The organism is Lutibacter oceani (assembly GCF_003384935.1).
In the GTDB taxonomy this organism is placed as follows: Bacteria; Bacteroidota; Bacteroidia; order Flavobacteriales; family Flavobacteriaceae; genus Lutibacter; species Lutibacter oceani.
The window spans coordinates 1-11900 of the sequence record NZ_QTTQ01000011.1; the positions used below are offsets into that span (position 1 = coordinate 1).

The window sequence follows — 11900 nt, forward strand, 5'->3', positions numbered from 1 at the left end:
TTTTTCACCAACACCTTTCCTTATTAGCGGATGCAAATGTAATACCTTTTTTACCCCTTTAACAAACTTTTTTGTGCCTTTTTTTTAATTATTTTCACCTGTAAACTTTATACAGCTGAAATTGTGTTATTTACATCAATAATTATTTATTAAAAAAACACCTAAGAAGTTATTATGTTTTATTTCAAAAGAAAGCATTAGGCAATACATGTATATGGTGTAGTGAAATTTACAAAATAAATACAATTGCTTCAATTATGGATTGAAAACTTATTGCGCATATGATAGTTTTCTAATATCTTTGCAATCTCAATAAAAAAATATGATTCAAATAACGTTACCTGACGGTTCAATTAAGGAATTTAAAAAAGGAAGCACACCAATGGATGTTGCTAAAAACATAAGTGAAGGATTTGCCAGAAATGTAATTTCTGCTGAATTTAACAATAATACTGTTGAAACCTCTACTCCTCTAACACAAGACGGAACCTTAATTCTTTATACATTTAATGATATAGATGGAAAAAAAGCATTTTGGCATTCATCTGCACATGTTTTAGCTCAAGCAATTCAACATTTATACCCAAAAGTTAAGTTAACTATTGGTCCTGCAATTGAAAACGGGTTTTATTATGATATTGATTTTGGAGATAATGTAGTCTCTGAAAAAGATTTCCCAACAATTGAAAAGAAATTTTTAGAGTTAGCTAGAGGTAAACATGAGTTTAAAATGCGTGAAGTTAGTAAGGCTGATGCTTTAACTAAATATAAAGCAGAAGGAAATCAATATAAAGTTGAGTTGATTGAAAATCTAACGGATGGTGAAATAACTTTTTGTGATCATTCAGATTTTACAGATTTATGCCGTGGTGGACATATACCAAATACTGGAATTATAAAAGCTGTAAAAGTTATGAGTGCTGCCGGTGCATATTGGAGAGGTGATGAAAAAAACAACCAACTTACACGTATATATGGTATTTCATTTCCAAAGCAAAAAATGCTTACAGAGTATTTAGAATTATTAGAAGAAGCTAAAAAACGTGATCACAGAAAGCTTGGAAAAGAATTGGAATTATTTGCTTTTTCTTCAAAAGTTGGACAAGGATTACCTCTCTGGTTACCAAAAGGAGCTGCTTTAAGAGATCGATTAGAGAATTTCTTGAAGAAAGCACAGAAAAAAGCAGGGTACGAAATGGTTATGACTCCACATATTGGTCAAAAAGAATTATATGTTACATCTGGTCATTATGAAAAATATGGTGAAGACAGTTTTCAACCTATTCACACTCCAAAAGAAGGTGAAGAATTTTTATTAAAACCAATGAACTGCCCTCATCATTGTGAAATTTTTAATCATAAACCTTATTCTTATAAGGAATTACCTAAAAGATTTGCAGAATTTGGTACAGTTTACAGATATGAACAAAGTGGTGAACTACATGGCTTAACCCGTGTAAGAGGTTTTACACAGGACGATGCCCATATTTTTTGTACTCCAGATCAATTAGATAAAGAATTTAAAGATGTTATTGATTTAGTACTTTATGTTTTTAAATCGTTAAGTTTTGAAAATTTTACTGCCCAGGTATCTTTACGTGATAAAGAAAACAAAGATAAATACATTGGAAGTGATGAGAACTGGGAAAAAGCAGAAAATGCCATAATAAACGCCACAAAAGAAAAAGGATTAGATTATGTAATTGAATACGGCGAAGCTGCTTTTTATGGGCCGAAACTAGACTTTATGGTTAAAGATGCATTAGGAAGAAGCTGGCAATTAGGAACTATTCAAGTTGATTATAATTTACCTGAAAGGTTTGAATTAAGTTACAAAGGTTCGGACAATCAATTGCACAGACCTGTAATGATTCATAGAGCTCCATTTGGCTCAATGGAACGTTTTATTGCTGTTTTATTAGAGCATACTGGAGGAAAATTTCCACTTTGGTTAACTCCAGAACAAGTTATTATTCTTCCTATCAGTGAGAAATACCAAAAATATGCAGAAAAAGTTTTACATTTGCTAGAAAATTCCGAAATTCGCGCCCTTGTAGATGATAGAAACGAAAAAACAGGAAGAAAAATCAGAGATGCCGAATTAAATAAAATTCCGTTTATGATTATTGTAGGTGAACAGGAAGAAAATAATGGTACGGTTTCTGTAAGAAAACAAGGTGAAGGAGATATTGGAACATTATCAATTAACGAATTTATTTCGTTTATAAATAAAGAAATTAATAGTACATTAGAACAATTTTAGTTTAATTTAAATTTTACAGCTATAGCAATTAAAAGAAGATCAGGGGGAAGAAAGCCTTGGAGAGTAGTTAAAGAAGATCAACATAGGATTAATGAGAAAATCACGTATGTTGATGAAGTACGTTTAGTAGGTGATAACGTTGAAATTGGTGTTTACCCAATTTCAAAAGCGAGGGAACTTGCAAGAGAACAAGAACTAGATTTGGTTGAAATTTCACCCAAAGCAGTACCGCCTGTTTGTAAAATTATAGATTACAAGAAATTTCTTTATGAACAAAAGAAGCGTGAAAAAGCTCAAAAGTCAAAAGCTTCTAAGGTTGTTGTAAAAGAAATTAGATTTGGCCCTAATACAGATGAGCATGATTTTGAATTTAAAAAGAAACATGCAATTAAATTTTTACAGGATGGTGCCAAATTAAAAGCTTTTGTATTTTTCAAAGGACGATCAATTATTTATAAAGATCAAGGTCATATCTTATTATTAAGATTAGCCACAGAATTAGAAGAATACGGAAAAGTAGAGCAGATGCCTAAATTAGAAGGTAAACGTATGATAATGTACTTAGCTCCAAAAAAGAAATAACATTTCAACTTCTGTTAAGTAAACCTATTTAAAGGTTGCTTTTGAAATTGAAAAAAGATAAATAAGCAAGATAAAAAAGTAGAAGAAAGATGCCTAAAATGAAAACAAAATCTAGTGCTAAGAAGCGTTTTAAGCTTACTGGTTCTGGAAAAATTAAAAGAAAACACGCTTTTAAAAGTCATATTTTGACTAAAAAAAGTAAAAAACGTAAATTAAAGTTAACTCATACTGGTTTAGTACATAAATCAGATGAAGCTAGCATTTTACAACAGTTAACTTTAAAATAATAAAGTTACAGGGAATTTAATTATTAACCTTGGAGTAGTGCAATTACAAGTATAAATTAATTTTATCGCCTACTACAAAAAACAAATTGAAATTATGCCAAGATCAGTAAATTCAGTTGCTTCAAGAGCTAAAAGAAAAAAGATATTGAAGCAAGCAAAAGGTTACTTTGGACGTAGAAAAAACGTTTATACAGTAGCAAAAAATGCGGTTGAAAAAGGAATGTTATATTCTTACAGAGACCGTAAAAACAAAAAGAGAACTTTCCGCGCTTTATGGATTCAACGTATTAACGCTGGAGCTCGTCAGTATGGAATGTCTTACTCACAGTTTATGGGGAAAATTAAAGCTAATAATATTGAATTGAATCGTAAGGTTCTTGCAGATTTAGCGATGAACAACCCAGAAGCTTTTAAGGCAGTTGTAGATTCAGTAAAATAGATTTTTAATTTCTTGCTTATATATAAAAAACCCAATCTTAAGATTGGGTTTTTTTATTTTAACTCATTTATTTTTCAATCTCTCTTAAGCTTTCCATTTTTTTAAGTTCTAGAAAACCTTTCACATCTTCAAAGTGTTCTTTCACACGTTTATGTCCAAATTCAAAAACTTTTTCAGCTAAGCCATCTAAAAAGTCGCGATCGTGCGAAACTAATATTAAAGTACCATCAAAATCTTTTAATGCATCTTTAATTATGTCCTTCGTTCTCATATCCAAATGATTTGTTGGCTCATCTAAAATTAAAACATTAACTGGTTCCAACAATAATTTTATCATTGCTAAACGCGTTTTCTCACCTCCGGAGAGCACCTTTACCTTTTTAGTTGTATTATCTCCTCCAAACATAAAGGCCCCTAATAAATCCTTAATTTTAGTTCTAATATCTCCAACAGCAATTTGGTCTATTGTTTCAAAAACTGTTAAATCCTCATCCAGCAATGATGCTTGATTTTGTGCAAAATATCCAATCTTAACATTATGTCCCACTTCCAATTTACCTTCAAAATCTATTTCACCCATAATAGCTTTTATCATCGTGGATTTTCCCTCTCCATTTTTTCCTATAAAAGCTACTTTTTGTCCACGTTCAATAACTAAATTAGCATTTTTAAAAACCACATGTTCATTATAGCTTTTGGACAACTCATTAACAACAACTGGATATTGGCCGCTTCGTGAAGATGGCGGAAACTTTAACCGTAAAGCAGATGAATCTATTTCATCTACTTCAACCAATGGCAGTTTTTCCAACATTCTAACACGAGATTGTACTTGATTGGTTTTTGAGTAGGTTCCTTTAAAACGCTCTATAAACTCCATATTTTCAGCAATCATTTTTTGTTGTTCATCATAGGCTTTTTGCTGATGGACACGTCTATCTTTTCTTAATTCTAAATACTGGGAATAATTGGCTTTATAATCATAAATTCTTCCCATAGTAACTTCTATTGTTCTATTGGTAATGTTATCTACAAATGCCCTATCGTGTGAAATTACAATTACAGCTTTAGCTGAGTTAATTAAAAAATCTTCCAACCATTGCACACTTTCAATATCAATATGGTTTGTTGGTTCATCCAATAAAATTAAATCTGGTTTTTGAAGTAAAATTTTTGCGAGTTCAATTCGCATACGCCAACCACCTGAAAATTCAGAAGTAGGCCTGTTAAAATCATCACGCTCAAAACCTAATCCTTTCAATATTTTTTCAACTTCGGCCTCATAATTAACTTCTTCAATAGCATAGTATTTTTCGCTCAATTCAGAAACACGTTCAATTAAGTTCATGTAAGCTTCACTTTCATAATCAGTTCTTACAGTTAATTCCTCATTAATTGAATCAATTTCTGCTTTCATTTTAGTTATTTCTGCAAATGCTTTAGAAGTTTCTTCAAAAACCGTTGCATTATCCTTTGCCAATAAATGTTGTGGCAGGTAAGCTATTTTAGCCTCTTTAGGTGCCGAAATATTTCCTGAGCTAGGTTTGTTAACGCCAGCTACAATTTTTAATAAGGTAGATTTTCCAGCACCATTTTTTCCCATTAAGGCAATTTTATCATTTTCATTTATTGAAAAAGAAACATTTTCAAATAATGTTGTACCTCCAAAATGTACTGAAATATCATTAACTGTAATCATTTTTTAAATTTTTATTTTTTTGAAAGCTGCAAATATACGTGAATGTTTTATTTTTTATTAAAAAACAATTCTTAAGTGTTAAAAACAAAAAAGCAAGAACTTAAAATTCTTGCTTTTCAAAATATTATTTTTATGTATTCTTATAAAACTTCTCCAAGTTCTTTTAATTTCTCAGTATTTTCAGCAAGTTTTAATTCTTCAATAATTTTATGAATATCACCATTAATTACGTTTTGTAAATCGTATAAGGTTAATCCAATTCTGTGTTCGGTTACACGACCTTGCGGATAGTTGTATGTTCTAATTTTTGCTGAACGATCTCCACTTGCTACCAGCGAATTTCTTTTAGCAGAATCTTCAGCCAATTTTTTCTCTAATTCCTGCTCATACAAACGAGAACGCAAAACTTTCATTGCTTTTTCTTTGTTTTTATGCTGCGATTTTTGATCTTGACATTGTGCTACCAAGCCTGTAGGAACGTGTGTTAGACGCACCGCAGAATAGGTAGTATTTACAGATTGACCACCAGGTCCAGATGAACAAAAATAATCTACACGAATATCGCTTGGTTTTAATTCTACATCAAATTCTTCAGCCTCTGGCAATACCATAACTGTAGCTGCAGAAGTATGTACACGACCTTGAGTTTCAGTTTGTGGTACACGCTGTACACGATGCACACCTGATTCAAATTTCATATCTCCATAAACATCTTCACCGGTAACACTAAAAATAATTTCTTTAAAACCACCTGATGTTCCTTCACTAATATCTTCAACTTCAGTTTTCCACCCTTTGTCTGAACAATATTTTGTATACATTCTATATAAATCTCCAGCAAAAATACTTGCTTCATCACCACCAGTACCTGCCCTAATCTCAACAATTACATTTTTAGCATCTTCTGGATCTTTTGGAATAAGCATAAACTTAATATCATCTTCCAATATTGGTAAACGAGCTGTAGCTTCTTCCAATTCCATTTTGGCCATTTCTGTCATTTCTGCATCCGATCCGTCTGCTATAATTTCTTTAGCTTCTTCAATATTTTTTAACAACCCTTCATACTCTTCAGCAATTTTCATTACTGCACTTAAATCTTTATACTCTTTATTTATTTGAATATAACGTTTTTGATCTGAAATAATATCCGGTTGGATAATTAAATCAGAAACCTCATCAAATCGTTGTTTTACTATTCTTAACTTATCTAACATTTACTTTTTAATTGGATTGCAAATTTACAAATTTTAAACGATATAACTTTTAATAATTAAAAGTTCCATATTCACTCTTTATAGTCAATTTTTTAGATTCTGAGGCTTCTACCCTACCGATTATTTTAGCATCTACATGAAAACTTTTAGAGATTTCAATAATATCATTAGCCGTTTCAGCTGAAACGTAAATTTCCATTCTGTGACCACAATTAAAAACCTGGTACATTTCTTTCCAATCGGTTTTACTTTGCTCTTGGATTAATTTAAATAAAGGCGGAACTGTAAATAAGTTATCTTTTATTATATGTAAATTCTCTACAAAATGAAGAATTTTTGTTTGTGCTCCTCCACTGCAATGCACCATTCCGTGAATTTCTTTTGAAGTAAATTTCTCTAAAATTTCCTTAATAATTGGCGCATAAGTTCTTGTAGGTGAAAGTACTAATTTACCAGCATCAATTGGTGAATTTGTAACTTTATCTGTTAATTTCATTGCTCCTGAATAAACTAACTCACTTGGTACAGAATCATCAAAACTTTCAGGATATTTCTCGGCTAAATATTTATGAAACACATCGTGACGTGCAGATGTTAATCCATTTGAACCCATTCCTCCATTATACTCTTTTTCATAAGTTGCCTGTCCAAAAGATTCTAAACCAACAATTACATCACCTGGTTTAATATTGGCATTGTCAATAACATTAGAACGTTTCATTCTTGCAGTTACGGTAGAATCTACAATTATTGTTCTTACCAAATCACCCACATCAGCAGTTTCTCCACCTGTAGAATGAATTTCAACACCAAAACTTTTTAAATCTTGTAATAATTCTTCTGTTCCATTAATTATTTCAGAAATAACTTCGCCTGGAATTAAATTTTTATTTCGTCCAATTGTTGAAGACAACATAATGTTATCGGTTGCACCAACACATAATAAATCATCAATATTCATTATTAATGCATCCTGAGCAATTCCTTTCCAAACAGAAATATCGCCAGTTTCTTTCCAATACATATAAGCTAAAGACGATTTTGTACCGGCACCATCTGCATGCATTATTAAACAATAATTATTATCTCCAGTTAAATAATCTGGAACAATTTTACAAAATGCCTTCGGAAATAATCCTTTATCTACATTTTTAATAGCGTTATGTACATCTTCTTTTGAAGCTGAAACTCCACGCATACTGTATCTCTTACTTATTTCTGAACTCATTTTTGCTTAATTATGTTGCACTGCAAAAGTAATTTTTCTTTTTTAATAAATAAAACATAAAAAAAACCGAATTGTTAATATTCGGTTTTTCTTTAATTTTAATATCTTTTATTCCCAATCTGGCATAATTGCATCATAAAACAACTGTTTCCTTTCTTCACTTCCATCAATTTTTAAAGAATAAATTGTTTTTGTTGAAATTCCATCATTTGAAGTGTTTACAAAAATAATTTCAGCTTCATTAGGTGAAAATCTTGGATCTAAATCTAAAGTTCCAGGTTGCTTACCTGTTGAAATTATTGAAGCTATTTCAGTCTCAAATTCATATAAAAAAACATATGTATCTAATTGTCTATTATCTGAATTTTCATATTCAGAAATATCATATGTATATAACAACAATTTGTTGTTAATTGAAATATTAAGACCACCAGCAGCACCTTTAACATCTGAAAGAATTGTATCTAAAATATTTCCAGCAAGATCAATTGTATAAATTGAGACATTAAACCCCGTAATATCATTAGTTTTAATAGCAATTATACTTTCATCATTACTCCAATCACACTCCGTTATAAAACTACCATCAATTGTTTTATAAATTTGTTGAAGCCCACTCCCATCTTTGTTTATTAAATACAATTTATCATAGTGTGGATAAATTAATCTATCTCCGTTTGATGACCAAGAGTAATCAATTTCATTAAAATTATATCCCGAAACAGAAACAGCAGAAGTAACTTGTTTTACATTAGAGCCATCTTGATTCATAGTAAATAGGTGCGTTTCATTGTTTATAGTTCTTAAAAAAGCTATAATATTTGCAGCTTGATTTTTTCTTGGTCTCCAACTATTTTGAGCTTCAGAAGTTAACTGAACTTCATTAATTGGCATCGCTTCAATCTCATCAAAATTGGATGAATAAATTATATGGTTATTATTAGAACTATTTTTTACATAAAAATATCTATTTTCTGGATTCACTTTAGTTTTAAATGAACTTACAGAACTTAAAACCTCTTCATTTATATCATCAGTTGCAGCTATTTGCCAAAAATATTTTATACCATATTTTAAATCTGAAACCACATATGTAGTATCTATAATATTCTCAATTTTAATAATATCATTATTCAAATCATTTTTAATTTCTAACCTAAATGAAATTGGGTCTTCCTCAGGATCTATTGAGCTCCAAATTAATTCTACTGAAAGTTCTAAATTTTCACTTCCATCTAACGGTGAACTTAATGTTGGAGATGATGGTGGTCTGTTTAAAGCCGTTTCATTATCTAATTCAAATATTACATTTACTTCAACATCTGCAGTTACTGTTGCTGCCTCAAAACCAGTTAAATAACTATCTTTTTTTGCACTAATAGAATAATCACCTACTTCAATATTTTGCAATGTAAAATAGCCATCAGAGTCTGAAAAAACAGCATTGTTTGAAGGACTTAGAGTAATTTTTGCATTTTCTATAGGTTCAAAACTTTTAGCTTCTACTACTCTACCAGTAATTGTACCTAAGCCAACCAAATCTACCGTGTCTTCAGTACAATTCACTAATAAACTAATGACTAATATTCCTAATGTTTTAAAAAAATCTTTCATCTTTCTTTGTTTTATTATTCAAAAATTACTGATTTAACACTTTCAAAAGGTTTCCCTATATAAAAATTTAAACCTACTCCTAATCGCCAATAATAATCATCTCTTTTTCCATTTTCAAATCCATCTAACTTATCATTAAATAAAATATTTTGCTCTCCAAAAAGTTTGATTCCAAATGTTTTTATTGGCAAAAATTCAATCCCAATTCCATACTGAAATTTAAAATATGGATTATTAAAATCAATATCAGATACTCCTCCAATACCTGTATACATAAAAGGAGTTAAATTTTCATAAGGCAAAATGTTGTATTCCAAATTAATATCGAATGAGCCAAAATCTTCTTTAAAAGCTTTTTCGTTTTCTAATTGAAAATACCCAATTCCAAAATTTAAATTTAATGCTGGATTTTTAAAATAGAATTTATGACCAAACGCACCTCCTAATTTCCCAATAGAATTTGAATAATCACCGGCTATATGATAAGTTCCTCCAGAAACACTAACTGCACTTTTACCTCTTTTATCTTCTAATTTTCTGTCAAGTAGCGCAGTAGATTCTGCCTCTTGTTTTTCTTTTAAATATTTTTCTTTAACTGAGTTAACCACTTCTTCAGCTCCTTGTGGAACCCAAAGTCCGTCAACAATACCTTCAACAATTAATGTTTCAACAGCTTTATCGATTGCCTCCTTTACAGCTAATTGAGTTGGCTCATTCCTTGTAACTCCTGTTTCTACTTCCAGTAATCTTTTTAAAGAAACATATCTAAATAAATTTGCTGAAATTCCTTGAGATAAAATGGTTTTAGAAGTATAAACCGTTTTTAAAATTTGTCCGTTTGATGTTGAAACTGCTCTTAAATATACTGTAATTCTATCTTGTCTGTATTGTGCAGAACCTCCGGCACCAAAATATCGTGCTCCTGAACCTCCAGTAATTATATTTGAATCGTAAGAAACTACACCACCTTCTAAAAGAATACCTGCAAACAATAATGGTGGAATAGTTGTAGTTTTATCTACATTATCTTTACTATACTCTTGTCTGGTTGATCTAATTATTTGCCGTTCATTTAATAAATTACTAACGTTTTCACGCTCTATTGGAGTAAACCATTTAGAGTCTTCTAATGATTTTAATAAAATTGATGTTCCTCCTTGTGTAATAGCAGTACTCCAACTTGATCCGTTTTCTACCAATTTATATTGTCCTGTTTGATCTCTAAATTTATAAACACCTACAACTAAAGGTGTAACAGGTATAACACCATCTAAAATTTTATTATTGGTAGTATTCTCACCCAATCTGGCTTTAGAAGTTTTTAGTGGTTGATTAAAATAAGCACCACAACTAAAAAATAAAAACAAAAATGGGATGACTATATAAATATTTTTTTTGTTCATAATTATGTTTAATTATTTGGAATATTAATTTGAGTTTGATCTCCTGTTGTAGTATCTAAAATATTAATAAACAAACCTCCAGTTGTAGGGGTTATATCTACAACTAAACTTCCAAAAACATAAGTTCCTACTGTTAAACCAGCATTTCCAAATTCTTGCTGAAATAAATCTTGAGAAAGTGAATTTAATAACTGCCTATTTAATGTTTCTGTAAAACTCTCAAGTTCTGTTTGTTCCTCAAAACTATAAGCGTTTTCATCGGTAAATTTATTTTGGGCTTCTGCAGAACTTAGCATCCACTGATAATTAAATGTATCTCCACCAAAAACAGGATTTATTGGTTTATAAACTAACTGTTGTGAATGCATCAAAAAAGAAATTCCAGATGCAATAAAAAATAGAAGTATTTTTATTTTTTTCATAATAACCTAGATTTACAGAAATTATATTTTTTTATTCTTGTATATTAATTTTCTTTGATTTGAGTACATTCCAATATAGCGTAATGCCTCATTAGCAGCAGCTTGTATATATTCATCATCTGGCCTAGTCATAAATTCAAAAATAGTTCTATCATCTATAACAATAGAAATTTTACTTCCAACACCAATACTTGGCTTTTCTGAGATATTAATAATGAAATTATATTTAGATCCAGAAGTAGTAATTTTTTGATAAAAATAATCGTAAAAGTCTTTTCCTAATTTTGTTTTAACATCTTCAATTACCAACCCATTTATTTCAATATCACCTTCATTTACATCTTTTTTTATTTCAACAGCTTCAGCAGATTGAATTATAGTTGAGTCTTTTGATATTAATTCATCATTTTTTTTTATAAATAAAAAGACTTTACAAATTTCTCCTTTTTGAACGTTTATTTTCAGCTTAGAAAGTTCTTTTTCTTCATTTGGATTTAATGAGAATTCGCCTGATTGACTGTTTTTAGAATAATTGCCCTCTATCCCTTTTTTTAATGAAAATAATAAGTAAGACAAACCTTCTTTATAAGTTACGTCTTCATTTTGTGCAATCCCTTTAATATCAATTAAATTATCTGCTGTTTGCGTAATTATCTTAGCTTTTATATTTTCCTGAGCATAAACAAACATTCCATTTAATAGAATTATAAATATTAGTATACTTATTTTAAATTTTTTCATAACAA

General features: G+C 30.0%; 11 protein-coding genes. 4 read left to right on the forward strand and 7 right to left on the reverse strand.

Features of this window, described 5'->3' with window-relative positions; all coding sequences use genetic code 11:
- The first annotated feature begins 322 nt into the window (after positions 1-322).
- From thrS to rplT, 4 genes are all read left to right on the forward strand, one after another.
- The gene (gene thrS, locus BX611_RS09310; RefSeq protein ID WP_115880540.1) at positions 323-2263 is read left to right on the forward strand and encodes a threonine--tRNA ligase; all 1941 of its coding nucleotides are present in this window, start codon (positions 323-325) and stop codon (positions 2261-2263) included.
- Between the two features lie 27 nt (positions 2264-2290).
- Positions 2291-2845 carry a translation initiation factor IF-3 gene (infC, locus tag BX611_RS09315; protein WP_262510561.1) on the forward strand — a complete coding sequence of 185 codons (555 nt, stop codon included), beginning with the start codon at positions 2291-2293 and terminating at the stop codon, positions 2843-2845.
- An 89-nt stretch (positions 2846-2934) separates the two neighbouring features.
- The gene (gene rpmI, locus BX611_RS09320; protein WP_115880544.1) at positions 2935-3132 is read left to right on the forward strand and encodes a 50S ribosomal protein L35; all 198 of its coding nucleotides are present in this window, start codon (positions 2935-2937) and stop codon (positions 3130-3132) included.
- A gap of 94 nt (positions 3133-3226) precedes the next feature.
- On the forward strand, positions 3227-3571 hold the full coding sequence (gene rplT, locus BX611_RS09325; RefSeq protein WP_115880546.1) for a 50S ribosomal protein L20: 345 nt from the start codon (positions 3227-3229) through the stop codon (positions 3569-3571).
- A 67-nt stretch (positions 3572-3638) separates the two neighbouring features.
- Here the strand turns inward: rplT and BX611_RS09330 are convergent, their stop codons facing one another.
- The 7 genes from BX611_RS09330 to BX611_RS09360 all read right to left on the reverse strand — a co-directional run bounded on the left by BX611_RS09330 (position 3639) and on the right by BX611_RS09360 (position 11895).
- Positions 3639-5270 (reverse strand): ABC-F family ATP-binding cassette domain-containing protein, encoded by a 1632-nt coding sequence (locus BX611_RS09330; protein WP_115880548.1) that lies wholly within the window; start codon positions 5268-5270, stop codon positions 3639-3641.
- Positions 5271-5410: 140 nt separating this feature from the next.
- On the reverse strand, positions 5411-6487 hold the full coding sequence (gene prfA, locus BX611_RS09335) for a peptide chain release factor 1 (RefSeq protein WP_115880550.1): 1077 nt from the start codon (positions 6485-6487) through the stop codon (positions 5411-5413).
- A gap of 49 nt (positions 6488-6536) precedes the next feature.
- Complete coding sequence (locus BX611_RS09340; RefSeq protein WP_115880552.1) at positions 6537-7715, reverse strand: AIR synthase related protein; 1179 nt, start codon at positions 7713-7715, stop codon at positions 6537-6539.
- A 108-nt stretch (positions 7716-7823) separates the two neighbouring features.
- Positions 7824-9329: a carboxypeptidase-like regulatory domain-containing protein gene (locus BX611_RS09345; RefSeq protein ID WP_115880554.1), complete on the reverse strand. Its 1506-nt coding sequence runs from the start codon at positions 9327-9329 to the stop codon at positions 7824-7826.
- A gap of 14 nt (positions 9330-9343) precedes the next feature.
- Positions 9344-10732, reverse strand: coding sequence for a CsgG/HfaB family protein (locus BX611_RS09350; RefSeq protein ID WP_115880556.1), 1389 nt, complete (start codon positions 10730-10732; stop codon positions 9344-9346).
- An 8-nt stretch (positions 10733-10740) separates the two neighbouring features.
- Positions 10741-11154, reverse strand: coding sequence for a curli production assembly/transport component CsgF (locus BX611_RS09355; RefSeq protein WP_115880558.1), 414 nt, complete (start codon positions 11152-11154; stop codon positions 10741-10743).
- 21 nt (positions 11155-11175) lie between these two features.
- Positions 11176-11895: a CsgE family curli-type amyloid fiber assembly protein gene (locus tag BX611_RS09360; protein ID WP_115880561.1), complete on the reverse strand. Its 720-nt coding sequence runs from the start codon at positions 11893-11895 to the stop codon at positions 11176-11178.
- Positions 11896-11900 lie beyond the last annotated feature (5 nt).

Coding starts and splice junctions, on each gene's coding strand:
- thrS (WP_115880540.1), top strand. CDS start 323: ATGATTCAAATAACGTTACCTGACGGTTCAATTAAGGAATTTAAAAAA.
- rpmI (WP_115880544.1), top strand. CDS start 2,935: ATGCCTAAAATGAAAACAAAATCTAGTGCTAAGAAGCGTTTTAAGCTT.
- rplT (WP_115880546.1), top strand. CDS start 3,227: ATGCCAAGATCAGTAAATTCAGTTGCTTCAAGAGCTAAAAGAAAAAAG.
- BX611_RS09330 (WP_115880548.1), bottom strand. CDS start 5,270: ATGATTACAGTTAATGATATTTCAGTACATTTTGGAGGTACAACATTA.
- prfA (WP_115880550.1), bottom strand. CDS start 6,487: ATGTTAGATAAGTTAAGAATAGTAAAACAACGATTTGATGAGGTTTCT.
- BX611_RS09340 (WP_115880552.1), bottom strand. CDS start 7,715: ATGAGTTCAGAAATAAGTAAGAGATACAGTATGCGTGGAGTTTCAGCT.
- BX611_RS09345 (WP_115880554.1), bottom strand. CDS start 9,329: ATGAAAGATTTTTTTAAAACATTAGGAATATTAGTCATTAGTTTATTA.
- BX611_RS09350 (WP_115880556.1), bottom strand. CDS start 10,732: ATGAACAAAAAAAATATTTATATAGTCATCCCATTTTTGTTTTTATTT.
- BX611_RS09355 (WP_115880558.1), bottom strand. CDS start 11,154: ATGAAAAAAATAAAAATACTTCTATTTTTTATTGCATCTGGAATTTCT.
- BX611_RS09360 (WP_115880561.1), bottom strand. CDS start 11,895: ATGAAAAAATTTAAAATAAGTATACTAATATTTATAATTCTATTAAAT.